This is a genomic window from Peristeroidobacter soli (genome assembly GCF_004138485.1).
Lineage (GTDB): Bacteria > Pseudomonadota > Gammaproteobacteria > Steroidobacterales > Steroidobacteraceae > Steroidobacter > Steroidobacter soli.
The window spans coordinates 262,769-287,292 of record NZ_ML142848.1 but is presented as its reverse complement, the minus strand read 5'-3'; the positions used below and the strand labels follow the sequence as shown (position 1 = coordinate 287,292).

Annotated in this window: 17 protein-coding genes; 10 read left to right on the top strand and 7 right to left on the bottom strand. The window is 62.9% G+C overall.

What is annotated here, in order from left to right:
* Positions 1–4 precede the first annotated feature (4 nt).
* Both EKO19_RS01090 and EKO19_RS01085 read right to left on the bottom strand, forming a co-directional pair.
* The gene (locus EKO19_RS01090; protein WP_129774568.1) at positions 5–1,432 is read right to left on the bottom strand and encodes a heavy metal sensor histidine kinase; all 1,428 of its coding nucleotides are present in this window, start codon (positions 1,430–1,432) and stop codon (positions 5–7) included.
* A 17-nt stretch (positions 1,433–1,449) separates the two neighbouring features.
* Positions 1,450–2,163, bottom strand: coding sequence for a phosphatase PAP2 family protein (locus EKO19_RS01085; RefSeq protein ID WP_157995052.1), 714 nt, complete (start codon positions 2,161–2,163; stop codon positions 1,450–1,452).
* A 180-nt stretch (positions 2,164–2,343) separates the two neighbouring features.
* Here EKO19_RS01085 and EKO19_RS01080 point away from each other — a divergent pair, with 180 nt between their 5' ends.
* Positions 2,344–3,879 carry a phosphoethanolamine transferase gene (locus EKO19_RS01080; RefSeq protein ID WP_129774566.1) on the top strand — a complete coding sequence of 512 codons (1,536 nt, stop codon included), beginning with the start codon at positions 2,344–2,346 and terminating at the stop codon, positions 3,877–3,879.
* Here the strand turns inward: EKO19_RS01080 and EKO19_RS01075 are convergent, their stop codons facing one another.
* Positions 3,880–4,551: a heavy metal response regulator transcription factor gene (locus EKO19_RS01075; RefSeq protein WP_129774565.1), complete on the bottom strand. Its 672-nt coding sequence runs from the start codon at positions 4,549–4,551 to the stop codon at positions 3,880–3,882. It abuts the gene before it with no gap.
* A gap of 526 nt (positions 4,552–5,077) precedes the next feature.
* Here EKO19_RS01075 and EKO19_RS01070 point away from each other — a divergent pair.
* The 4 genes from EKO19_RS01070 to EKO19_RS01055 are packed head-to-tail and all read left to right on the top strand — an operon-like array spanning position 5,078 to position 12,098.
* Positions 5,078–6,346 carry a TolC family protein gene (locus tag EKO19_RS01070; RefSeq protein ID WP_175596917.1) on the top strand — a complete coding sequence of 423 codons (1,269 nt, stop codon included), beginning with the start codon at positions 5,078–5,080 and terminating at the stop codon, positions 6,344–6,346.
* 8 nt (positions 6,347–6,354) lie between these two features.
* Positions 6,355–7,587, top strand: coding sequence for an efflux RND transporter periplasmic adaptor subunit (locus tag EKO19_RS01065; protein ID WP_129774563.1), 1,233 nt, complete (start codon positions 6,355–6,357; stop codon positions 7,585–7,587).
* 9 nt (positions 7,588–7,596) lie between these two features.
* Positions 7,597–10,737 carry an efflux RND transporter permease subunit gene (locus tag EKO19_RS01060; RefSeq protein ID WP_129774562.1) on the top strand — a complete coding sequence of 1,047 codons (3,141 nt, stop codon included), beginning with the start codon at positions 7,597–7,599 and terminating at the stop codon, positions 10,735–10,737.
* 35 nt (positions 10,738–10,772) lie between these two features.
* A complete protein-coding gene (locus tag EKO19_RS01055; RefSeq protein ID WP_129775942.1) occupies positions 10,773–12,098 on the top strand; it encodes an MFS transporter in 1,326 nt (441 codons plus the stop codon).
* A gap of 11 nt (positions 12,099–12,109) precedes the next feature.
* Here the strand turns inward: EKO19_RS01055 and EKO19_RS01050 are convergent, their stop codons facing one another.
* The 4 genes from EKO19_RS01050 to EKO19_RS01035 all read right to left on the bottom strand — a co-directional run bounded on the left by EKO19_RS01050 (position 12,110) and on the right by EKO19_RS01035 (position 17,955).
* Positions 12,110–15,256, bottom strand: coding sequence for an efflux RND transporter permease subunit (locus EKO19_RS01050; RefSeq protein ID WP_129774561.1), 3,147 nt, complete (start codon positions 15,254–15,256; stop codon positions 12,110–12,112).
* Between the two features lie 10 nt (positions 15,257–15,266).
* A complete protein-coding gene (locus EKO19_RS01045; protein ID WP_129774560.1) occupies positions 15,267–16,220 on the bottom strand; it encodes an efflux RND transporter periplasmic adaptor subunit in 954 nt (317 codons plus the stop codon).
* 9 nt (positions 16,221–16,229) lie between these two features.
* Positions 16,230–17,501: a TolC family protein gene (locus tag EKO19_RS01040; RefSeq protein ID WP_129774559.1), complete on the bottom strand. Its 1,272-nt coding sequence runs from the start codon at positions 17,499–17,501 to the stop codon at positions 16,230–16,232.
* A 70-nt stretch (positions 17,502–17,571) separates the two neighbouring features.
* Complete coding sequence (locus EKO19_RS01035) at positions 17,572–17,955, bottom strand: hypothetical protein (RefSeq protein WP_129774558.1); 384 nt, start codon at positions 17,953–17,955, stop codon at positions 17,572–17,574.
* Positions 17,956–18,173: 218 nt separating this feature from the next.
* Between EKO19_RS01035 and EKO19_RS01030 the strand changes: the two genes are divergently transcribed.
* From EKO19_RS01030 to EKO19_RS38100, 5 genes are all read left to right on the top strand, one after another.
* Positions 18,174–18,554 (top strand): hypothetical protein, encoded by a 381-nt coding sequence (locus tag EKO19_RS01030; protein ID WP_129774557.1) that lies wholly within the window; start codon positions 18,174–18,176, stop codon positions 18,552–18,554.
* A gap of 122 nt (positions 18,555–18,676) precedes the next feature.
* Positions 18,677–19,951 carry a TolC family protein gene (locus EKO19_RS01025; protein ID WP_129774556.1) on the top strand — a complete coding sequence of 425 codons (1,275 nt, stop codon included), beginning with the start codon at positions 18,677–18,679 and terminating at the stop codon, positions 19,949–19,951.
* Positions 19,948–21,180 (top strand): efflux RND transporter periplasmic adaptor subunit, encoded by a 1,233-nt coding sequence (locus EKO19_RS01020; protein ID WP_129774555.1) that lies wholly within the window; start codon positions 19,948–19,950, stop codon positions 21,178–21,180. Before EKO19_RS01025 ends, EKO19_RS01020 begins: the two co-directional genes overlap by 4 nt.
* The gene (locus EKO19_RS01015; RefSeq protein WP_129774554.1) at positions 21,177–24,317 is read left to right on the top strand and encodes an efflux RND transporter permease subunit; all 3,141 of its coding nucleotides are present in this window, start codon (positions 21,177–21,179) and stop codon (positions 24,315–24,317) included. Before EKO19_RS01020 ends, EKO19_RS01015 begins: the two co-directional genes overlap by 4 nt.
* 59 nt (positions 24,318–24,376) lie before the next feature.
* The gene (locus EKO19_RS38100) at positions 24,377–24,523 is read left to right on the top strand and encodes a hypothetical protein (protein WP_157995051.1); all 147 of its coding nucleotides are present in this window, start codon (positions 24,377–24,379) and stop codon (positions 24,521–24,523) included.
* Position 24,524: the final 1 nt, after the last annotated feature.

Here is a 24,524-nt window from a genome sequence, read left to right as displayed (position 1 = left end):
GTTGTCAGAGATCGGGTTTGCCGGGAAAGGTGAGGGTGATGGCCGTGCCTTTGCCGATTTCACTCACCAGACGAGCCGCGCCACCGTGCAACGTCATGATGGATTGGACCAGCGCGAGGCCCAATCCGAATCCGCCCGTTCGCTGGCTGCGAGAGGCGTCGGCGCGATAGAAGCGATCGAACAGATGGGGCAGGTGTTCGGCAGCGATGCCGGAGCCCGTGTCGCGGACACAGATGCTGGTCGAGCCGCCATCGGCGGTTGCGATTCCGACCGTGACTCGTCCGGCTGCGGGCGTGTGACGGACGGCATTGCTCAGCAGATTGCTGATCGCCCGCTGGAACAGCAGAGAGTTGGCATAGAGCGGGGCATTGCCTTCGCAGGCGAGGGTCACGCCATTTTCTTCGGCGTTGGCGCGATGAAACTCGATGACGTTGCCGACTTCCCTGGCGGCGTCGAGCTCGACCCGCTCCAGCCGTCCGTCGACCTGATCGGCGCGTGCCAGGAACAGCAGGGAGTCGATCATGCGCGCCAGGCTGGCGAATTCCTCGATGCCGGATTCGAGCACCTGCCGATATTCTTCCAGCGAGCGCGGCTGCGACAGCGTCACCTGCGACTCGGTCAGGAAATTCGTCACCGGCGTGCGCAGCTCGTGCGCGATATCCGCCGAGAATTGCGACAGACGCCGGAACGAGTCTTCGAGACGCTCCAGCATCTGGTCGAAGGCGCCGGCGAGGGCGGTCAACTCTTTCGGCCAGGCCTGACTGCTGACGCGATGGTCCAGGTTCGTGGCACTGATGGCACGAGCGGCGCGGGTGATTGAATCGAGCGGCGCAAGCCCCCGACGCGCAATCGCGTAGCCGCCGAGCGCGGACGTCGCCAGGCCCGTCAGGAGTACGAGGAGCAGATTGCGTCGATAACGCTCGAGCAACGCTTCTTTATTGGAGACGTCGAGCGCGATTTGCACCTGCCAGGATCTGCCATCGGTGGTCGGCGCGCTCGTGGTCATCAGGGCGAGCGACTGAGTGCCCACCTCGATCTCGCGCATCTCCTCGGGGACCGCCACTTCGGCGGCGAATGCGGCCGGCGCGATGAGCTTGCTCATGTCGGGCGTTTCGACGATCAACTGTCGCTGTTCGTCCAGCACGCGCACGTAGTAACGACTGAAACGCCGGGCGGCTCCCTCCAGTCGGGTTTCCTCGTCGAATGCGGCCATGTCGTGCGGTCGATCGTGAATGATCGCTCTGAGCACGAAGACTTTGTCGGCCAGAAAGCGCGCGGTCTCGTCGTCGAGGCTCCGCGCCAAGGTCCAATAGAGAAACAAGCCACCAGCCAGCAGCAGGCCGAAGCCGGACACCGTGATGAGCGCCGTGATGCGCGCGGCAATCGACCACGTGCTGGATCCCTCAGCATTCTTGGCAGGGGCATCGGGCATTTACATGTGAGTGTACCTCATGGGATTTCGACCTGCGGTCTGGGCAAGGCGAGCGGTCTCGGCGCCACCCGTTCCCGTTCCGGCGACAGCAGGTAGTAGTACAGAACGTCCGCGACGATCAGCATCACAAAGAAGGAGGCGACCGTATCGGAGAAGAAGTGCGCGCCGCTGGCGATACGGCACAACGATGCCATCGCGCCAAAGCCGAATGCCGCGGCCAGCACAGCGCGTCGTCGGCTCAGCGCCCGGGCCAGCGCCAGAAAGAAAAATCCGCCGGCGGCCTCGCCCGATGAGAACGAACAGTTCTTGCCGCACTCGTCGCTGACGATGAAAGGCGCTGTGTAGAGCCTGGTGCCGCCGAACTCCACGACATTTCTGGGTCGCGCCCGGCCGAAATTGTCCTTGAGCACCAGGTTGACGATCAGCCCGGCACCGAGCAGCAGGACCAGGAACAGGTACGCGATCTTTTTCCCGTCCAGCTGCCACACGTTGCGCTTCCACAACTTGTTGCAAACATACACTGTGACCACTGTAGTCAAGGAGAGACAGAGGACGTAGCCCATGCTCGCGTGCATGAGCTGGTTCCACCAATGGTCGGCGAACGGGAAACCCCGGTCGAAAAACAGTCGCGAGATGGAGAGATCGATCTGCGGAAACACCATCAGCAGCGAGGCCGATGCCGCGAAGCAGGCCAGAATGATCCGGCTACGATTCAACTTGAGGTACTGCATCGAGAAAAGCGCCCCCGCAAGCACGACGAACCGCCCGACCAACGCTGGGCCGGCAGCGACATTGGCTGTAAGACGCGAGCTGGAGAAAAACCAATCGCGGTGCATCACCGATTGCACGCCAACGAAAAGTTGCCGCTACAATCGCCCACCCGTTTGCAGCGGTAGCCGAGCGAGCCGACTTTGTTAAATTCCAGAGCGCGACTGCGAACGTCGCATACCCGGTTCCTGGTGGCGTTTTCCCTGCTGCTGTATGCGGTCTGTAACGCGATCAACATCGACAGCCTGTCGCGCTGGTTCCGTCAGGGCGACGGCATCGACTACTCGGCACTGAGCGCCTATCTGGTCGCCGGGCTGTGTCTGTTCATCGCGTTCTTCACGCTGCTGGCCCATCGCTGGACGCTCAAGCCGTTCGCGATCGTGCTGACCGTCCTGAGCGCCGCGGTCACTTACTTCATCGCGAAGTACGGTGTCGCCATCGACAGCTCCATGGTCCAGAACACCGTGCACACCGATGCCACGGAAGTGCGCCAACTCCTGTCGGCGCAGATGATCCCGTACGTCCTGTTCCTGATGGTGGTGCCGATAGCCATCATCCTGTGGGTGGACGTGGAGTTTCAGGCCTCGGGTCGCTACCTGCTGGGTTCGCTGAAACTGTTCGGCGTGACGTTCCTGCTGGCCCTGGCCTGCCTGTACGTCGAGTACAACGCCATTCTTCGGGCCGGCAATGTCTCGAATAAATACATCGTTTACTCGCTGGTGCCGGTCAACGTCATTTCCAGTTCCATCAACGCGACGTCCAAGGCGATCAAACCTCATTTCAAGCGCAGCGAAAAAGAGGTGCAGATCGATGCGCGCGTGACGGCGCCCGATGACCTCGTGGTGGTGCTGGCGGTCGGCGAGTCTTCGCGGAAAAAGAACTTCAGTGTTTACGGCTACACGCGCAAGAACACCACGCCCGTGCTGGAGAAGACGCCGGGGTTGCATCTGCTCGACGGCATCGCGACGCGAGCTTCAACGCTCTATGCGCTGCCGAAGATCCTGACCAAGGACGACATCAAGCTTACGACGGTGGTCGCCAAAGCCGGCATCCCGACCGTGTGCTACGTGAACTACACGCTCTACGACAATTGCGCATCGGTCGGAGAAACCAAGGTGACAAATTGCGGTCACGGCGGCAAATGTTACGACGAAGATGTGATTCCGCTGCTCCAGAGCAATGTCGCCAATTACCAGTCCGGCTACCGATTCATCGTCCTGCATCTGGGCGGCGGTAGTCATGGGCCGGTCTACAGCGACCGGCATCCACCGGAGTTCCAGCAGTTCAAGCCCATGTGCGAGGACGCCGACGTCGCGGGCAAGTGCACCACCGAGCAGATCTACAACTCATACGACAACACCATTCTTTACGTCGACCACGTGCTGGGGCAGGTGATTCAGACGCTGGAGCAGTCGCGCGTGCCCTATCTGCTCATCTATCTGTCCGATCACGGCGAATCGTTGCTGGAGAACGGCGTGATGTTTCATGGCATGCCGCCCGGCATGAAGTTGCCCGACGAGCAGGCGCAGATTCCGTTGATCGTCAAATCGTCGGTGCCGATCTCCGTCGTCGAGCGCGACGAGTACGGTCAGCCCGCGGTGTTCGATACGATCCTGGATCTGTTCTCGATCGAGTCGAGCAGATTCGACCGGGCGGAGAGCTTCATCAAGAAGCAGTAGTCAACGCGCTTCGAGGACGAAGCCGACACCGCGCACAGTGTGGATGAGCTTGAGCTGCGAGTCGCCATCGACTTTGCGCCGCAGCCGGCCGACGGAGACGTCCACCAGGTTCAGGTCGCTATCGAAGTTGATGTCCCAGACTTGTGAGGCAATCAGTGTCCGGCTGAGCACCTCGCCCTGACGGCGCATCAACAGTGCGAGCAGCAGAAATTCCTTCGGTGTGAGGTCGAGCAGGCGGCCGGCGCGGGTCGCTCTGTGTTTGTGAAAGTCCAGCTCGAGATCCGCGACCCGCAGCGTATCCGGCTCTCTGCTTTGAGCCCGGCGGGTGAGGGCGCGCACGCGGGCCAGCAGCTCCGCATAGACGAACGGTTTGACGACATAGTCGTCCGCGCCCAGCTCCAGCCCCTTGACCAGGTCCTCGGTCTGATCGCGAGCCGTTAGAAACAGCACCGGCGTGCGTTTTCCAGACGCCCGCAGCTGGCTGACCAGCGACCAGCCATCTCTGCCTGGCAGCATCACATCCAGAATCAGCAGGTCATACTCCTGCGTCTCCATCAGGTGCGCGCCGCCCACGCCGTCGTCGGCGGAGTCCACGACGAACCCGGCCTCCTTGAGTCCCTTGCACAGGTAGGTCCGGGTTTTCTCTTCGTCTTCGACGAGCAGCAGACGCATCGGCGGAGCATACGGCGAAAAGTTCTGGCCTTCCACGCGTCTGGCGCCCGGGTTAGACTCCCGGCGTGCGCCGTTCCCTCGTCATTCTGTGTCTGCTATTGAACCTCAGCGTCCTGCTGATGCCGTTCGATACCAGTCATGCGCACATCAGTTCCGCGGCTTCGTTGAGCACGGCTGTGCATTCCGGCCATAGCCACGACCTCGAGCCCCATTCTCATCCGCACTCTGACAGCGCGCCTGGTGCCGCCGAGCAAATCGTCGACCTGCAAGGTTCGCTGAGCGCGCAGAACACATTCCAGTCCATGTCCTGGTCGAACTGGATCCCGTTGGCTTGCTTGGTTGCGATCGCCTTCCTGGTGGCACGACCGCGCGTTGCTGTCTTCTCACCCCCTTCCTCCGATCCCGAGCGCGCCTCCCGGCGTGGCCATTGGCGACCGCCGCTGCGCGGTCCTCCCGTTTTCTCCATCCGCTGATAACGACACCGCGTTTCTAGCAGTGCGCCGCGTGCGCACGGATGGAGTTTGCAATGTTTTCTTCATTTGCCCGCAAGGCGCTGGCGGCCTGCGTGTGTGCGTCGCTTTCCTGCGGCGTGCCGCTCACGGCGTTTTCGCAGTCGGCGCTCGGCCTGCAGGACGCGATCATTCGCAGCCTGCAAAACAATCCGGATTTGAAGGCGTTTGGGTACGAGCTGGAGGCGCAGCTGGGGCGCGTCCGGCAGGCGGGCGCACGTCCCAGTCCCGAAGTGAGTCTGTTGGTCGAGAACGCGCTGGGCACGGGAGCGCGCCGCGGTTTCGATTCCGCTGAAACCACGCTCAGTCTGGGCTTCCTGATAGAGCATGGAGCACGCCAGCGCCGGGTGGATGCGGCGCTGGCCGGCGGTCAGTTGCTCGATGTGGAGACGACGGTGCGTCGCCTCGACGTCGCGGCCGAAGCAGCACGTCGATATCTCGCGATTCTCGCCAGTCAGGAAGAGCTGGCGGAGGTGAATCGCTCGGTGCAGCTGGCACAAGAAACATTGTCGGCCGTGCAAGTCCGAGTGAAGGCGGCCAAGTCGCCAGAGGCCGAAGAGGCACGCGCCTACGCTCAGATTGCGAAGCTCCGCCTCGAACACGAGCATGTCGAGCATCAACTCGCCACGGCGAAGCGCCGCCTGGCCGCACTGTGGGGAGCGCGGCAGTTCGAGTTTGGCTCCGTCGAAGGGGCGCTACTGAATCTGCCGCGGCTCGAAGCGTACGAGACTTTCGTCGAGCGCCTCGAACGCAATCCACAATTTGAAATGCTTCTGTCCGAACGCCGGCTGCGTGAAGCGGAGTTGCGGCTGGCGGAAACCACGCGACGACCGCCTTGGCAAGTTACGGCCGGCATCCGCCGCTTTGAAGACCAAAGCGATCACGCGCTCGTCGTCGGCCTCACTGTGCCGCTGCCGGCGCGCGCTCAAACGGAGGGTGCGATCGCGACGGCGCGCGCTCAAGCGGCTCGAGTCGATGCCAGGCAAGAGGCGCTGCGCGTGCAATTGGATGCTGAGTTGTTTGCGCTCTATCAGGAACTTCGCCACGCACACTCAGAGACGGAGGTCCTGCGCAACGACGTTCTGCCGCGCATGGAAACGGCGGTAGAGCAGTCGCGCTATGCGTATGAGCGCGGGCGGTATGGATATATCGAATGGGTGGCGGCGCAACGCGAGCTGCTCGAGCAACGTCGCGCGCTGTTGGAAGCGGCCGCGAACGTGCACCGCTTTCGCATCGAAATAGAACGATTGACCGCTGCCGCCCTGAGCGGTCGCTTTCAGCCATGAGTAAAGCCATGAACAAACCATTTCTAGTGATCGCCGCACTGCTGCTCGCGGGCTGCGGAGCACGCGAGCAACCGCCTGCGGCGAATAGCGAGCATGAGGCGCATGCTGCCGAACAGGTCGTCAAAGGGCCCAACAACGGCCGCCTGCTGAAGGATGGGCCGTTCGCGATCGAGCTGGCCATTTTCGAGTCGGGCGTTCCGCCGGAATATCACGCGTGGCCGACGCTCGACGGCAAAGCCGTGCCGCTCGATAGCGTCGACGTGAGAGTCGAGCTGCATCGGCTCGGTAACAAGATCGACCGGTTCACCTTCACACCGCACGCCGGCTATCTGCGCGGCAGCGGAGTGGTCCATGAACCGCATTCCTTCAGCGTCAATGTCACGGCGTCCTATAGCGGGCAAGCTCATCAGTGGTCCTTCGACAGCTTCGAGGGGCGCACCACCATCGCCAGTGAAATCGCCGATGCGGCGGGAATCAAAGTGGAGCCTGCCGGGCCGGCGACATTGGTGGAATCGGTGTCGCTGTACGGGCGCATCGTGGCGGCGCAGTCGCATCGTCGCGATGTCAGCGCGCGCTTTCCTGGAATCATTCGTTCGGTAAGCAAGCGTCTGGGCGATCCGGTGCGCGTCGGCGACGCGCTGGCGGTGATCGAAAGTAACGAAAGCCTGCAGACCTACACGGTCACGGCACCGATCGCCGGTGTCATCACCGAGCGCAGTGCCAATGAAGGAGAGCAAACCGCCGAGCGCGTGCTGTTTGCCATCGTCGATCCCAGTGTGGTGTGGGCCGAGCTCGGTGTCTTTCAGCGGGACCGTGCGCGGGTTCGGCCGGGGGCGACGGTGACGGTCAAGGCCAACGATTCCGACGTGACCTTGACCGGTCGCGTCGATCGCATCGACGTGCAAGCCGGCGCCAATCAAATGGTCACCGCGCGCGTCACGCTGGATAACTCGCGAGGGGAATTGCTGGTCGGCAGCTTTGTGACCGCACAGGTGGCAGTCGCCAACCACGACGTTCCGCTCGCGGTGAAGACCTCGGGGCTGCAGCCGTTCCGCGATTTCACCGTCGTGTTCGAACGCGTCGAGAATACGTACGAGGTTCGTATGCTCGAGCTGGGCAAGCGCTATGGCGAGTGGGTCGAGGTGCTCGGCGGTCTGGAGCCTGGCGCGCAGTACGTGACCGAGAACAGTTATCTGATCGCGGCTGACGTCGGCAAGTCCGGTGCCTCGCACGACCACTGAGGAATCATCGTGATCGAACGCATCCTGAATCTATCCATCCGCCGCCGCGGACTGGTCATACTGGCGACACTGCTGGTCGCAGCGCTCGGTGTCTTCAGTTTCCTGCGATTGCCCATCGACGCCGTGCCGGACATCACCAATGTTCAGGTGATCGTCAACGTCGAGGCGCCGGGCTATACGCCGCTCGAAGCGGAGCAGAGGATCACCACGCCGCTCGAGACCGCGATGGCCGGGCTGCCCCGCCTGTCCTACACGCGCTCGCTGTCGCGTTACGGACTATCGCAAGTCACTGTCGTGTTCGAAGACGGCACCGATATCTACTTCGCGCGTCAGTTGGTGGCCGAGCGAATGCTGGCGGTGCGCGGCAACCTGCCGGAAGGACGTGAGCCGGTAATGGGGCCGATTGCCACGGGCCTCGGCGAGATCTTCATGTTCACGGTCGATGCCGAACCGGGCGCCAGAAATGCCGACGGCAGCGAGGTGACGCCGACCGACCTGCGTACCGTGCACGATTGGATCATTCGTCCGCAGCTGTTGCGTGTCCCCGGGGTGATCGAGGTCAATCCGATCGGTGGCTATCGCAAGGAGATTCTGATTGCGCCGGATCCGGCGCGACTGTTGGCTCACGGCCTGACTCAGGCCGATCTGCTGCGAGCCGTGGAAACAAACAACGGCAATCGTGGCGCGGGTTACATCGAGCACAACGGCGCCCAGTGGCTCATGCGAGTGCCGGGGCAGGCCCTGTCCATCGAGGACCTCGGGAGTATCGTGGTCAAGGAACTCGATGGCGTGCCGCTTCGCGTGCGAGATGTCGCGACGGTGGATATCGGCCAGGAACTGCGCACCGGCGCGGCGACTCAGAACGGCCGCGAGGTCGTGATGAGCACCGTCTTCATGCTGATAGGCGAGAACAGTCGCGAGGTCGCGCGTCGCGTTGCCGACCGGCTCGATCGGATCAAGGCCAGTCTGCCCGAGGGCATCACGGTGACGGCGGTCTACGATCGAACACGACTGGTCGAAAAGACGCTCGCCACCGTCGAGAAGAATCTGGTCGAAGGTGCGTTGCTGGTCATTGTCGTTCTGTTCCTGCTGCTCGGAAACGTTCGAGCCGCGCTGCTGACGGCGGCGGTCATTCCACTGGCCATGCTGATGACCATCACGGGCATGGTCCAAAGCGGGGTCACCGCCAACCTCATGAGCCTGGGCGCGCTCGATTTCGGGCTCATCGTCGATGGCGCGGTGATCATCGTGGAGAACTGTCTGCGGCGTCTGTCGCTGGCGGTGACTCGCGAGGATCACGAGCTGGCGCTGTCCGAGCGCCTGAGCATCGTGTTCGAGGCGACCCGTGAAGTGCTGCGACCGGCGATGTTCGGCGTCTTCATCATCGCGGCCGTGTATCTGCCGATCCTGGCGCTCACAGGCGTCGAGGGCAAGATGTTTCATCCAATGGCGATCACTGTGATCATCGCATTGATCAGCGCCATGATGCTGTCGCTGACTTTCGTGCCGGCGGGCGTCGCGTTGCTGTTTCGCAAGCCCATGCCGGAGAAGCACAACGTCATCGTGCGTGCGGCGAACTCGGCCTACGAGCCGCTGATCGGCCTGGCGCTTCGATTGCGCTGGCCTGTGGTGAGTGCGGCGGTGGTGCTGACCTTGTTCTGCGGATGGCTGGTCACACGGCTCGGCACGGAATTCATTCCGAATCTGGACGAAGGCGACGTCGCCATGCATGCCCTGCGCATTCCGGGAACGTCGCTGACTCAGGCGATCCAGCAGCAAAAATTGCTGGAGGCGCGCGTGCAGGAATTGCCCGAGGTGGAGCGGGTGTTTGCGAAGATCGGCACGGCTGAAGTCGCCACCGAAGCGGCGCCGCCGAGCGTGGCCGACAACTTCATCATCCTGAAGCCTCGCGATCAATGGCCCGATCCCGACAAGCCCACAGCCCGGTTCGTCGCCGAGCTCGCCGGGCATGTCGCGCCGATCCCGGGCAATCGATATGAGTTCCTGCAGCCGATTCAGATGCGCTTCAACGAACTGATCGCGGGGGTGCGTGCCGAGCTCGCGGTCAAGGTGTTTGGCGACGATTTCGATACGCTGGTGCAACTGGGCGGTGAGATTGGCGATGCCGTCGAGAGCGTCAGCGGCGCAGCCGACGTTGCCGTCGAACAGGCCACTGGCTTGCCGGTGATGACCGTGCTGCCGAAGCGCGAAGCCATGGCACGTTTGGGAATCAACGTAGCCGAGGTTCAGGATCTGGTCGCCACTGCCGTCGGCGGTTCGGTGGGCGGCGCGTTCTACGAGGGCGACCGCCGTTCCGACATCGTCGTGCGTCTGCCCGAGAAGTTACGAACCAATATGGATTCGTTGCAACTGCTGCCGGTGCCAGTGCGAGCGGGCGGCTATGTGCCGTTGGGCGAGATCGCGCAGCTGCAGTTGGAAGCGGGCGTCAACCAGATCAATCGGGAGAGCGGCAAACGTCGCGTGGTCGTGACAGCAAACGTACGCGGTCGCGATCTCGGTTCGTTCGTGGGTGACGTGCGTGCAGCTGTGTCGGAGCGAGTCGCATTGCCGGCGGGTTACTGGATTGAATACGGCGGCACGTTCGAGCAACTCGAGTCTGCCTCGAAGCGGCTCGGGGTGGTGGTGCCACTGACGCTGCTCGTCATCGGCGGTCTGTTGTATTTCGCCTTGGGCTCGATGAGGGATGCCGCCGTCATTTTCTCCGGGGTGCCGCTGGCATTGACGGGCGGCGTACTGTCGCTCTGGATGCGCGACATTCCGTTCTCCATTTCAGCGGCCGTGGGTTTCATCGCGCTGTCCGGCATCGCCGTGCTCAACGGACTGGTGATGGTGACATTCATCGGCGAGTTGCGCAGCCGGGCGGTATCGCTCGAGGCGGCGATTCGTCAGGGTGCTTCGACCCGGCTGCGACCGGTGCTGATGACGGCGCTGGTGGCCGCTCTGGGATTCGTGCCGATGGCTTTCAACACCGGCATCGGCAGCGAGGTGCAGCGGCCGCTGGCGACGGTGGTCATCGGCGGCATCGTGTCGTCCACTTTGCTGACGTTGATCGTGCTGCCTGCGCTCTATAGTCTGGTGCATCAGTCCCCCCGTAACCTTGCTTATCGATCGGAGCGGGCTTTGCGCTGAGAATGGCGCGCATGGCTATGAAGAGCGGAGATTCCCTGTTCGCGGTGCTTGCCGACCGCACGTATCGCCACCTGTTCCTGGCGCAGATCGTCGCGCTGGTCGGGACGGGGCTGGCCACCGTTGCGTTGGGCTTGCTGGCATACGACCTCGCTGGGAAAAGTGCCGGCGCCGTGCTCGGTGTCGCGCTGGCGATCAAGATGATTGCTTACGTGGGGATCGCGCCCATCGCGGGCGCCTACGCGAATCGTCTGCCGCGTCGGACGTTGCTGGTGACGCTCGATCTGGCGCGACTGGCTGTCGTTGCCGTGCTGCCATTCGTTACCCAGATCTGGCAGATCTACGTGCTGATCTTCGTCTTGCAGAGTTGTTCGGCGGCGTTCACGCCGACCTTCCAGGCCACCATTCCGGAGGTGTTGCCGCAGGAGAAGGATTACACCAAGGCGTTGTCGCTCTCGCGGCTTGCCTATGATCTGGAGACGCTGCTCAGCCCGGCGCTGGCGGCGGTGCTGTTGCTTGTCGTCAGCTACAACGCGTTGTTCGTCGGCACGGCGCTCGGCTTTCTGGGCTCTGCGTTGCTGGTTGTCTCGGTGGTGCTGCCACGGGCTGTCTTGCCGACGTTGCAGACAACCGTTCGAGAGAAGCTCACGCGTGGCATTCGAATTTATCTGCTGACGCCACGATTGCGTGGACTGATGGCGCTCAACCTCGCGGCAGCTGCCGGAAGCGCGATGGTCATCGTGAATACCGCGGTGATCGTGCGTAGTGAGCTGGGACATTCGGACCGAGCGGTCGCGCTGGCGCTCGCGGCGTTTGGCGCTGGGTCCATGACGATGGCGTTCTGTTTACCCCGCATTCTGCGGCGCTGGTCGGATCGTATCGTGATGATGACCGGCGGCGTCGCTCTGACGCTCGTGCTGGCGCTGCAAGGGGCGCTGTGGTCGTCGCTGTCTTCATCTTCGCGCTGGCCCATGCTGTTAGTCGCCTGGCTTGCGCTCGGTGCGGCGTACGCGGCTCTGGTCACACCAGGCGGTCGGCTCCTGCGTCGGTCTTCGCATGAAGCAGATCGCCCGGCGCTGTTCGCTGCGCAGTTCTCTTTGTCACACGCGTGCTGGTTGATTGCCTATCCGCTGGTGGGCTGGCTGGGCGCACGGGCGGGAACGGCGTCGGCGCTGCTGGCGATGACGGGCCTCGCCGCGGCGGGCGTGCTCGTTGCCTCGATCGCCTGGCCGCGTCGTGACAAGGAAATCCTCGCACATCGTCATGACGACCTGCCGCCGGACCATCCTCACCTGCGCGACGGCGGGCACCAGCACTCGCATGCCTTCGTCATCGACGAGCTGCATATTCGCTGGCCGGCGTAGCTGGCGCTTCATCAGTGAGACTCCTGTAATGTCTGTGCCGGGGTGACGCGAACCGACTCGGGCCGGTAGGCCATGCGATACAAACCGGGCAGCACCAGCAAGGTCAGCAGCGTCGAGGAAAGAATGCCGCCGATGACGACGGTGGCCAGCGGCCGCTGCACTTCCGCGCCCGTGCTCGTGTTCAGCGCCATGGGTAGAAATCCGAGGGCGGCTACGAGTGCGACCATCAAGATCGGACGTAAGCGCATCATCGCGCCTTCTCGGATCGCATCCTCCAATCCCACTCCATTTGCGAGTCGATCGCGGAATGCGGACACCATCATGACCCCAGTGAGCACAGCGACACCGGACAGCGTGATGAACCCGACGCCTGCAGTGATCGACAACGGGATGTCGCGAATCCAAAGTGCGATGACACCGCCGGTGAGCGCCAGCGGGACGCCGCTGAACACCAGAGCGGCGTCTTTCGCCGAGCCGAATGTCATCAGCAGCAGCGCGAAGATCATCACCAGCGTCACGGGCACCAGCACGCCGAGCCGTTGCGATGCCGATTGCAGTTGCTCGAACGTGCCGCCGTAGTCGAGCCAATATCCCGACGGCAGTTCGATCTCCTGCGCGATCTTGGCTTGCGCTTCCGTTACGAAGCCACCCAAGTCACGGTCGCGTACGTTCGCCGAAACCACCAGCCGACGTTTGCCATTCTCGCGACTGATCTGATTCGGTCCGGGCGCGAGCTGCAGCGCTGCAACTTCGCCAAGCGGCACATAGCCGCCCTGAGGCAGCGAGATGGGCAGGCGCGACAAATTGGTGACATCCGCACGCAGATGCTCCGGCAGTCGAACCACCACGCCGAAGCGCTGATCGCCTTCGAAGATCTGACCTGCTTCTTCGCCACCGGTCGCGGCGGAGAGCACGTCCTGAACGTCCGCGACATTCAGGCCATAGCGATACAGCGCCGCGCGATTGGGTTCGATGGACAGAACGGGCAGGCCCGCCACCTGTTCGACTTTCACACCCTCGGCGCCCTCGATGCCATTCAGGACGCGCGCGATGGCGTTACCCGATTTCAACAACTGATCCAGGTCGTCGCCGTAGATCTTGATGCCCAGGTCCGAACGCACGCCCGAGATCAGTTCATTGAAGCGCAGTTGAATGGGCTGACTGATTTCGAACGCGTTGCCCGGAATGGCCTCGAGCTTCTCCTCGATCTGCTTCACCAGCTCGGCCTTGGTCTTCCTGGGATCGGGCCAGTCGCTGCGATCCTTGAGCATGATGTAGCCGTCCGAAATGTTCGGTGGCATCGGATCGGTCGCCACTTCGGCGGTGCCGACACGGGAGAAGTACGTCTTCACCTCCGGCACGTCTCGCAGCGCGCGCTCCAGTTGGAACTGCATCTCCAGCGATTGAGTGAGGCTGGTGCCCGGAATACGCAGCGCTTGAACCGCGAGGTCGCCCTCGTCGAGATTGGGAATGAACTCCGAGCCCATGCGCGAACCGATCCACCCGCAGAGCCCGACGAAGAGTACCGCGCCGGCGAGGATGAACGTCCGGAACCTCAATGCACCCTCGAGGATGGGCGCATAGGCATGGCGCGCGCCTCGCACGATCGCGTTCTCTTTTTCCTCGATCCTGCCAGTCAGGAACAGCGCGACTGCGGCGGGCACGAGCGTCAGTGACAGGATGAGAGCCGCGATCAGCGCGATGATGACGGCGAGCGCCATGGGCCGGAACATCTTTCCTTCCACGCCGGTGAGGGCGAGGATGGGCAGATTGACCAGAATGACCACGAGCACGCTGACCAGGCTCGGCGTGAACACTTCGCGAGTGGCGGAGAACACCGCCTTCAAGCGCTCTTCCAGATTCAGCAACCGTCCGAGCCGATGTTGCCGCTGTGACAGCCGCAGGATGCAGTTCTCGACGATGATCACGGCGCCGTCGACGATCAGGCCGAAGTCGAGCGCGCCGAGCGACATCAGATTGGCGCTGACTTTCGATTGCACCATGCCGGTCATCAGCATCAACATCGAAAGCGGAATGACTGCGGCTGTCAGCAGGGCGGCGCGGACGTTGCCCAGCATCAGCAACAGGACCGCAACGACCAGTATCGCGCCTTCGAGCAGATTCTTTTGAACGGTGGCGATGGTTTTCTCGACGAGCACCGTGCGATCGTAGACGGGATCGGCGGTGATTCCCGCGGGCAAGGTCTTGTTGATCTCGGCGAGCTTTTCAGACACGGCCTTCGAGACGGTGCGGCTGTTTTCCGCGATCAGCATCACCGCCGTGCCGAGTACGGTCTCTTCGCCGTCGCGTGTGGCCGCGCCGGTGCGCAACTGCTTGCCGTAGGCCACCTCCGCGACGTCTCGAATCGTGACCGGTACGCCACCGCGATGCGCGACGATGATCTGTTCGATGGACGGAATGTCGGCGACCTGGCCGGGCGAGCGGATCAGATACTGTTCACCGTTGCGCTCGATGTAGCCGGCGCCGACGTTGGCGTTGTTCTTTTCCAGCGCCGCCACGATGTCGTCGAAACTCAGCCCGAACGCGAGCAGTCGCGCGGGATCGGGCGTGACGTGATATTCCCTTTCAAAGCCGCCAATGGTATTGACCTCGGTCACGCCCGGAACCTGGCGCAACTGGGGACGAATGACCCAGTCCTGCAACGTACGAAGGGCAGTGGCGTCGTAGGGGCGTCCGTCGGGCTGACGGGCATCCGCGTCGGCGTGCACGGTGTAGAGATAGATTTCGCCCAGGCCGGTGGCAATCGGGCCCATCTCCGGTTCGATGCCGCCGGGCAGCTGGCTCTTCGCCTGTTGCAGGCGTTCGTTGATCAGATTGCGGGCGAAGTAGATGTCGGTCCCGTCCTGGAACACCACGGTGACTTGTGACAATCCATAGCGAGACAGCGAGCGCGTGTACTCCAGGTGCGGCAGGCCCGCGATCGCAACCTCGACCAGATAGGTGATGCGCTGCTCGACTTCGAGCGGCGAGTAGCCGGGCGCCTGGGTGTTGATCTGAACCTGGACGTTGGTGATGTCGGGCACCGCGTCGATGGGCAGGCGTTGATAGTTCCAGAGGCCGGCGGCGGCGGCGACCAGCACCAGGAACAGCACCAGCCAGCGCCGGGCAATCGAAAAACGCAGGATTGCGTCGATCATGGGCGGGCTCCTAGTGTCCGTGCTCGGCCGAGCCTTTGCCCAGCTCGGCCTTGAGGATGTAGCTGTTCGCGGCGGCATAGCGTTCGCCCGCTTGCAGTCCAGCCGTCACTTCGCTCAGCTGGCCGTCGGCACGACCGATGCGCACAGGTCGCGGTTTGAATCCTTCCTCGGCGTGAACGAACACGACGTTGTCGTTCTCCAGCGTCTGCAAGGCTTCGTTGCGAACGACGAGCGGAACCTGATTCTCGCCAAGCGTGACATGCGCCGTTACATACAATCCGGGAGCCCAGCGGCGATCGGCGTTGTCGAGGAGCACTCGCGCGGTCAACGTTTGATTGGCGCTGCTGCCGAAAGGCGCGACGTAGACGATCTTGCCGTCGGCGTTCACGCCCGTGTCATTGCTCGACACCCGAACCGTCTGGCCGACGCGCACTTTTGCCATGTCGCGAGGAAACAGTGAGAGCTCAACCCATACGGACGACAGGTCGGCGATCGTGAACAGCACCTTGTCGCCGGTCTGCTCGCCCGGGTTTGCCTGGCGCGCGGAGACGACGCCATTGAGGGGCGCGACGACCGCGTAAGTTTGCAAGCTCTCGTTGCTCTCGACGGTGGCCAATGTTTGACCGGCGCGCACGGAGTCGCCGATTTTCGCGGTGACGGTGCGAATCACGCCAGGGAAGCGGGCACCGACATCCCGGACGCGCTCGGCATTCGGTGCGATCACGCCGTAGACCGGCAATGTCTCGCGGATGATGGCCGGGCCGGCTTCAGCGACGACGATTCCCGCGGCCTGAATTTGTTCGGGCGTCAGCGCGACAGGCTTCGGCTCGCTGCTTTCTTCGCCATGCTCGTCGTGGTCGGGCGTGGTTCGCGCGGATGCTGCCTCTGTAGTGGGACCGGGGCCGCCGCAACCGCTGAGGGCCAACGCCGCGGCGATCAACACCAATAGTGATTTTTGATTCATGGGGGCAACTCAAGGTGAAATCGGGCGGGTGAGGGCGGCGCCGGTGAGACGTTCGATCTCAGCCAGCACGCGGTGGTAGGCGGCGGCGGCATCGATGGCCGCAGCTTGCAACCCGAGCAGTTCCTCCTGGACCGTGATGAGCTCCAGGAAGGAAAAGCGCCCACGGTCGTAACCGCTGCGTGTCTGCTCGAGCGCGAGTTGCGCTTGAGGCAGGGCCTCGTTTCGCAACGTGTCGACGCGAGCGCGATCCGTATTCATTTCCTGATACAGAGCAAGCAGGCTGGCGCGCGCCTTGATGCGAGCGGCGTTGCGAAGCGCGTCTGTTTGGGTGAGCCGGACTTGCGCTTCCCGAATCGAGCCTTGATTCCGGTCGTAGACCGGTAGCGGCATCGAGAAGCCGGCGACGAGCGCAGCGTCATGGGTCTCTTCGAAACGCCGCACGCCGACGCTGAAAGTGAGGTTCGGCCGAGCCTGGACGCGGGCAAGTCGCAACTCCGCTTCGCGCAGGCGTGCTTCCGACGCGAACCGAGTGAAATCGGGTGACTGTTCCAGGCGGTCCATCAGCGCCTGGAAGGATTCCACTGCACGCAGATCGAATAGCTCTGCTCTGGCCGTAGTGAATGCGGGCTCGGGGCTGCCCCACGCGGCGGAGAGAGCGTAACGAGCTGCGCGCAGCTCGCTTTCCGCCTGTCGCTGTTCGATGAGTGCCCGAGTCAGCGCGATCCGTGCTCGGCTGCGCTCTGCTTCCGGGGAACGTCCCGCCTCGACGCGAGCGCCGATGGCATCGAGCGTTTTCTGGGAGAGCGCCGCTGCCTGTATGGCGAAGCGAACCCTTTCCTGCGCGGCGACGACATCGATAAATCGCCCCGTGACTTCCGACAGGACATCCAACTCGCGAGCGCGTTGTTCGATACCGGTGAAATCCAGATCGGCCTCCGCGGCCGCGCGACGCAAGCCTCGCTTGCCGCCCAGTTCGACGACCTGGCTGAGGCTGAGCGTCGTCTCGAGCGAGTCGACTCCCCGAGCCGCACCGGTGCCCGCAAAATTCTCCAGCTCCACGCCCAATTCCGGATTCGGTCGCAACTCCGCCTGCACGATTCGTGCTTGAGCGGCGCTCAATTCATACGCGCTCGCCAGCAGGTCGGGATTGCTGCGCAGGGCGGCGTCGATGGCACGCGCCAGCGTCAGCTCGCCCTCCGGATTGGCCGATTCAGCGGAACAAACAACAGACAAAAACAATAGAGCGCACGACGCCCAGGCGCGTGCAAATGCCGATCGCATGAAAAAACCTCCTACAGCACGCGCGGGTTCACACGCGTGACGTCACAGGGAATGACTGAAGAACGGAGGTTTAGCGAGGCGGTCCGCGCAGCGGCGGACGGAGATCGAAGACAGAGGCGAGAGGGGGAATGACCCGCCGGGCCGGACGGCGCGTGCTCTGTGTGATCGGCAGCAGCATCGCGAGCAGGATGCTTGCAAACACGATGACTGGCAGTTCGTCGACGCCGATCTTCTTGACCCAGGGAGCGACCGAGAGATCGACATCCACGTCGTTGTGATCATCGGTGGACGCTTCGGTACCGCTGTGCGTCGGCGCGTCCTCGACGTGCACGGCCACCGATTGTTGCTGCTGGCCATCCAGGCACAGATGCAGATGCGCCTCTCCAACCCGCACCAATAGCAGCGCTATGGCGAGCAGCCACAGGAGCCTGGCGATGGGGGAGTGACGTAACATGCAGTTAGTATGCCTCAGGGCGGGCAGTTTCTCACGAACTTGATGGCGGCTTTGTGACGTTCATCTTGGACGGTGGCGTCGGCGGTCCCTTGCATGGACCGCCAGGGATCCGACTGGTTCACACCCTGCCGTGGCTTCAGGGGCGCTACGCGTTGTTACGGACGTCCTCAGAGCCAGTCGCCTTGTAGGCCCATTCTTCCGGGCGGTAGACTGCGCCCATGAGTCGCTCCCTGCGGTTCCTTTGCATTCTGTTGCTGAGCCTGTGTGGCTGGGTCACCCCGTCGCTGGCTTGCAGCGTCATGCCTGAGCAGCGCGACTGTTGTCCGGAAGGCGTGCCTTGCGAAACTGAGCGGAGCCATCCGGCGCAGGACCCGGCGGCTCTGGTCTGTTGTGCGCCGGCGGCGACGTCGAACTCATCCTCAGTTTCGACACAGCAACACCACGACGAGCAAACATCATTGCCTGCCGAGGGCAGTGCGCAGCCGGGCTTCGTCATGCCGCGCGCGCCGCCGGTGCTCTTGTCCAGAGCACCGATCGATCCTCCGCTCATCATTCCTCAGCAGGACACCTACCTGCGCACCGGGCGTCTACGCCTCTAAATATCCTCGGCATGTGAAGCCCGCGGCTCATCCGCGTTGACGTAACGGTCGACTGCGAGGCTGCCGCATTCCAATTCCATTTGCTTCACGAGCGCGCGTCGGTGCGCGCTCACGAGGAATGTATGTTCGTCAGGTCCCTGAGCGCGTTGCTCGCGACAGCGCTCGTTCTCATGCCCGCGACTGCGGCGTATTCCGATCCTTTGTCGTTCGAACAGTCCATCGAGCTGGCCCTGCACCGTGCGCCGGAATTGCAGGCGCGAGCGGCAATGGTTGAAGCCGCTCAGCACGCAGCTGTCGCTGCGGGCCGGTTGCCGGATCCGGAACTGCTGGTGGGGGCAGTGAACGTGCCCATGGAAGGCCGCAATGCCTGGAGCTTCGATCGCGAGGAGATGACGATGCGCGAGATCGGCGTCATGCAAACGTTCCCGAATTCACGCAAGCGTGCTTCGGAACGCGAGCAGGCCGAGGCTCAGATAAAAACCGCTCGGGCAAGGTCCCTGCAGGAACAGCAGGAAATCGCCGTGCAGGTGAGCCGCGCCTGGTTCGACGTGTATGCGGCACAGAAGGTGGCCTTGAGTCTGGAGGAGAGTCGTCCGGAGGTCATGTTGCAAGCCGAAGTCGCACGGACTGCTCTGGCGAGCGGCCGGGGCACGGCGGCGGATGCACTCGCGGCGGCGTCGGCTGTTGGCGAATTCGAAGATCGACTGCTCGAAGCGCGTCGCATCGAAAAGATTGCAAGGATCGAGCTGGCTCGATGGCTGGGTGACGATGCAGGTCGTGAGCTGTCCGCGCCGGGTCCTGTCGATCAGCTCCCAGCGCCGCGTGAGGTCCTGCTCGCCTCGATTCATCAACACGTCGCATTGGAAACATTGGACGCTGAGCTGTCAGCCGCCGATGCGCGTCTCAATCTCGCCCGTGCGCAGAAGCGGCCGGATATCACAACGGAGCTCTCCTACGGCAAGCGCGGCGATGTGTACGGCGACATGGTGTCGTTTCAGGTGCGCGTTGGGCTGCCGATCTTTGGCGGTACTCGACAGGACCCTGTCATCGCCGCGCGCCATGCCGAGCTGGAGCAGTTGCGAAGCGAACGGGAGGCGCAACTTCGCATGCACACGGCGGAGGTGGCCCAACAGCTGGAGGTTTGGGAGAGCGCACGCGCACGCATTCAACTACTGGAGCGGGACCGATTGCCGATAGCGCGCGAGCGATCGCGGGCAACGCTCGCAGGATTCCAGTCGGGCCAGACAGCCATCGCTGAAGTGCTCGACGCGCGGATCGATGAGTTCGCGCTCGAGCGCGAGCACGCAAAGGTGCTGGCGGATCTCGGCGCTGCGTGGGCCTATCTGGCGTATCTCAACTATCCGACGCGCACTGTCGCGGGGAGCGCTCAGCCATGAGCCGCGACTATAAATTGATTGCAGCTGCGATGGTTGCGTTGCTGATCGGAGTGGCTGTCGGCGTCGCGATTTCACGGCGTCCGTCGAGCGAGATCGCCGTGGAGCAGGCCGAACGCAAAGTACTTTATTGGCACGACCCCATGTCGCCGGGATCGCGCTTCGACAAGCCAGGCAAGTCGCCGTTCATGGACATGGATCTGGTGCCCGTATACGTGGACGACGAAGTGAGCGGTACGCAAGTGACGGTGAGTCCGGCTGTCTCACAGAATCTAGGCATTCGGCTGGGAACGGTGGAGAAAGGGGCTCTGCAGTCGCGATTGAGCACGGTGGGCAACGTTGCCTTTGATGAGCGCCTGCTCGAAGTCGTGCAGTCTCGCGTCGAAGGCTATGTCATTCGACTCCATGTGAAGTCCGTACTGGAGCGCGTGCGTCGCGGTCAACCGCTTGTCGATATTCAGTCGCCGGCATGGCTCGCCGCGCAGGAGGAATATCTCACGCTGCTCGATGCTCAGTCGGAGCGCGGGCAGGGAATTCGTGAAGCTGCCAGGCGACGACTCGCAGTGCTCGGTGTGCCCGAGTCCACGATTCTCGATCTGGAGAAGAACCGTCACACGAATGCGACGACGACAGTGGTGGCGCCCGTCGATGGCGTCGTGGCGGAGCTTGCTGTGCGTGAGGGTGCTGCGTTTCCAGCGGGCGCGGCACTGTTCCGAATCAATGGACTGACGACGGTGTGGGCCAACGCCCAGGTGCCCGAGGCGCAGGTTGCATCGATCCCGATTGGGTCGAGCGCGACTGCTCACGCCACGGCGTGGCCAGGCGTGAGCTTCAAAGGCCACGTGGTGGCGCTGTTGCCAGAGATCGAGCCACAGACACGCACGCTGCCGGTCCGCATCGAGATCGAGAACCCGGCGTTCAAACTCGCGCCCGGCATGTTCGTTTCGCTCGAGTTCGCGGGTAACGCAGGTCGGGAACAGCTCTTGGTTCCAAGCGAAGCGGTGATCATGACGGGGGAGCGCACGGTGGTCGTCGTGGCGCGCGAAGCAGGTGGCTTCGACGTTGTGAACGTCAGCGTCGGAGCGGAAGCGAATGGTAAGACGGCGATTCTCTCCGGGCTGACGGAAGGGCAGTCGATCGTGCTGTCAGGTCAGTTCCTGATCGATTCGGAGGCGAGCCTCAGATCGACGGTGTCGCGGCTGTCGGGCGATGCGAAGGAGCCGCGGCAATGATTGCAGCGCTCATTCGCTGGTCGCTGCAGAATCGTTTCCTGGTCCTGCTCGCGACGATTGTGTTTGCCGCATGGGGAACATGGGCCGTCTCACGCACGCCCCTGGATGCCTTGCCGGACCTGTCCGATGTGCAAGTGATCATTCGCACTTCCTATCCGGGGCAGGCGCCCCGCATCGTCGAGGATCAGGTCACCTATCCGTTGACCACGACGATGCTGTCCGTGCCCGGTGCGAAAGCGGTTCGGGGCTACTCGTTTTTCGGCGACTCCTTCGTTTATATCCTGTTCGAGGACGGCACCGATTTGTATTGGGCGCGCTCGCGTGTGCTCGAATATCTGAATCAGGTGCAGGGGCGGTTGCCTGCCAACGTGCAGCCCTCCATCGGGCCGGATGCGACCGGGGTGGGCTGGATCTATGAATATGCGCTCGTGGATCGCACCGGCCGGCACGACCTGTCGCAGCTGCGCGCCATTCAAGACTGGTTTCTCAAGTACGAACTCAAGAGCGTGCCGAACGTCGCGGAAGTGGCCACGCTCGGCGGTGCCGTGCGCCAGTATCAGGTCGTGCTACAGCCGGATCGGCTGCGCGCTTACGGAATCTCACATCGAGAGGTCATCGAAGCGATCCGTGGCGCGAATCAGGAAGCGGGTGGCTCAGTGCTCGAGCTTGCCGAGGCGGAGTACATGGTGCGTGCCACTGGGTATCTGCGAAGCCTGGATGATTTTCGAAAGATTCCACTGCGGGCCGACGCATCGGGTGTGCCGGTGAAGTTGGGCGACGTGGCTCACATACAGCTGGGACCGGATCTGCGGCGAGGCATAGCCGAGCTCGATGGCGAAGGAGAAGTGACCGGCGGCATCATCGTGATGCGTTCGGGGAAGAATGCGCTCGAAACCATCCAGGCCGTCAAGCGCAAGCTCGAACAGCTCAAACCCGGACTGCCGGAAGGCGTGGAGGTGGTAGAGACCTACGACCGCTCGGGGTTGATCGAGCGTTCGATGCGCAATCTCACCAGCAAACTGGCCGAGGAATTCGTGGTCGTTGCGCTGGTGTGCCTGGTGTTTCTGTTTCATCTGCGCTCAGCGCTGGTGGCCATCGTCTCGCTGCCGTTGGGCGTGCTCATCGCCTTCGTGATCATGTACTACCAGGGGATCAATGCGAACATCATGTCGCTCGGCGGCATTGCAATCGCCATCGGCGCGATGGTCGACGCCGCGATCGTCATGATCGAGAACGTGCACAAGCATCTGGAGCGTTGGCGCGAAGCCAACCCGGAGCGCGAGCTGTCATCCGCGGAGCATTGGAAGCTCGTTGGCGATGCGAGCGTGCAAGTCGGTCCGGCGCTGTTCTTCAGTCTGCTGATCATCACGCTATCGTTTATTCCGATCTTCACGCTCGAGGCGCAGGAAGGACGCCTGTTCGCGCCGCTCGCCTACACCAAGACCTACGCGATGGCGGCAGCAGCCGGGCTTGCTGTCACGCTCGTTCCGGTGCTCATGGGCTACTTCATTCGCGGGCGCATTCCAGCGGAAGACAGGAATCCGCTGAGTCGATGGCTGGTGCGTGGCTACCGACCGCTGCTCGATCGGGTGCTCGAGCGACCGGTGTTCACCATCGTGGTCGGCATGATTCTGCTGGCATTCACCGCATTCCCGATCATGCGAGTGGGTAGTGAGTTCATGCCGCCGCTCGATGAGGGGGATCTGTTGTACATGCCCTCGGCGTTGCCCGGGCTGTCGGTGGGCAAGGCTTCGCAGTTGTTGCAGCAGATGGATCGGCTGTTGATGACCGTTCCCGAAGTGCAGCGGGTGTTCGGCAAGATGGGGCGGGCGGAGACCGCGACCGATCCGGCACCGATCGAAATGGTCGAGACCACGGTTCAATTCAAGCCGCGCGATCAGTGGCGTGAGGGACTGACGACTGAAGCGCTCATCGAGGAGTTGGATCGAACCCTCGAGATCCCGGGGCTCGCGAATACCTGGGTGCCGCCCATCAGGAATCGTATCGACATGCTGGCCACGGGCATCAAGAGTCCCGTGGGCATCAAGATTGCCGGCGCCGATCCGGCCGTCATCGATCGCGTCGCTCAGCAGATCGAGCAGACAGTGAAGCAGGTGCCTGGCGTTACGTCCGCGTTGGCCGAACGGCTCACCGGCGGTCGCTATGTTGAAGTGCACATCGATCGTGATGCGGCGGGACGTTATGGTCTGAACATCGATGGGGTCCAGAGCATCATTACTGCGGCGATTGGCGGTGAGACGATTGCGGAGACGGTGGAAGGCCGGCAGCGCTTTCCCATCAGCGTGCGTTATCCGCGTGAGTTGCGCGACTCGCTATCCGATCTGCGGCAATTGCCCATCGTGACCGCCAGCGGGGCTCAAATCACTCTCGGCACCGTGGCCGAGCTGAAAATCACCAATGGCCCGCCGATGCTTCGAAGCGAGAACGCGCGGTTGTCGGGATGGGTTTATGTCGACCTGCGTGGGCGGGATCTTGCGTCAGCCGTCGAGGACATGAAGAAAGCGGTCGCGCGTGAGGTCGGTCTGCCAGCCGGCTACTCGATTGCCTGGTCCGGGCAGTTCGAATATATGGAGCGTGCGCAGGCCAAACTTCGGATCGTGGTGCCGTTCACCCTGGTCGTGATCTTTGTATTGCTCTATCTCACGTTCCGTCGGGTCGATGAGGCATTGCTCATCATGGGAACTTTGCCGTTCGCACTGATCGGCGGATTCTGGTACGTCTATCTGCTGGGGCATCAGGTGTCGATTGCGACCGCCGTGGGGTTCATCGCGCTCGCGGGCGTCGCCGCGGAGTTCGGTGTCGTCATGCTCATCTATCTCAAGCAGGCCTGGGAGGAACGGCTTGCATCGGGACGGCCACCGACATTGGCCTTGCTCGACGAAGCGATCCGCGAGGGCGCGGTGCTACGCGTGCGGCCCAAGGTCATGACCGTGAGCGTCATCATCGCCGGCCTGTTGCCCATCATGTGGAGCCATGGCACGGGTTCGGAGGTGATGCAGCGGATCGCCGCACCAATGGTGGGTGGAATGATCACGGCGCCGCTGCTGTCGCTGCTGGTGATTCCGGCGGTGTATCGGATCTTGCGACAACGGGAACTGTCGCTTGCTGTCAGGTGACCGGTATTGGATTTCGAAGGCACGGTGACCGGTCAGCGCGGGGGCAGCTCGATCCGTTCGTGCCGGTGTCGACTGTCGATCAGTACTACCAGGCGCTGCTATCGGCGGGCGTCGCGACCCAGGAGCTTCAGCACGCGGCGGGCCACGAGTTCACCATCGACTCGATCGGCGCGTCGGGGGTGAAGGCCTGGTTCGATCTGTATTGAG

Coding starts and splice junctions, on each gene's coding strand:
- EKO19_RS01015 (WP_129774554.1), top strand. CDS start 21,177: ATGATTGCAGCGCTCATTCGCTGGTCGCTGCAGAATCGTTTCCTGGTC.
- EKO19_RS01065 (WP_129774563.1), top strand. CDS start 6,355: ATGAACAAACCATTTCTAGTGATCGCCGCACTGCTGCTCGCGGGCTGC.
- EKO19_RS01070 (WP_175596917.1), top strand. CDS start 5,078: ATGTTTTCTTCATTTGCCCGCAAGGCGCTGGCGGCCTGCGTGTGTGCG.
- EKO19_RS01040 (WP_129774559.1), bottom strand. CDS start 17,501: ATGCGATCGGCATTTGCACGCGCCTGGGCGTCGTGCGCTCTATTGTTT.
- EKO19_RS01020 (WP_129774555.1), top strand. CDS start 19,948: ATGAGCCGCGACTATAAATTGATTGCAGCTGCGATGGTTGCGTTGCTG.
- EKO19_RS01025 (WP_129774556.1), top strand. CDS start 18,677: ATGTTCGTCAGGTCCCTGAGCGCGTTGCTCGCGACAGCGCTCGTTCTC.
- EKO19_RS01085 (WP_157995052.1), bottom strand. CDS start 2,163: ATGCAGTACCTCAAGTTGAATCGTAGCCGGATCATTCTGGCCTGCTTC.
- EKO19_RS01035 (WP_129774558.1), bottom strand. CDS start 17,955: ATGTTACGTCACTCCCCCATCGCCAGGCTCCTGTGGCTGCTCGCCATA.
- EKO19_RS01050 (WP_129774561.1), bottom strand. CDS start 15,256: ATGATCGACGCAATCCTGCGTTTTTCGATTGCCCGGCGCTGGCTGGTG.
- EKO19_RS01075 (WP_129774565.1), bottom strand. CDS start 4,551: ATGCGTCTGCTGCTCGTCGAAGACGAAGAGAAAACCCGGACCTACCTG.
- EKO19_RS01090 (WP_129774568.1), bottom strand. CDS start 1,432: ATGCCCGATGCCCCTGCCAAGAATGCTGAGGGATCCAGCACGTGGTCG.
- EKO19_RS01045 (WP_129774560.1), bottom strand. CDS start 16,220: ATGAATCAAAAATCACTATTGGTGTTGATCGCCGCGGCGTTGGCCCTC.
- EKO19_RS01030 (WP_129774557.1), top strand. CDS start 18,174: ATGAGTCGCTCCCTGCGGTTCCTTTGCATTCTGTTGCTGAGCCTGTGT.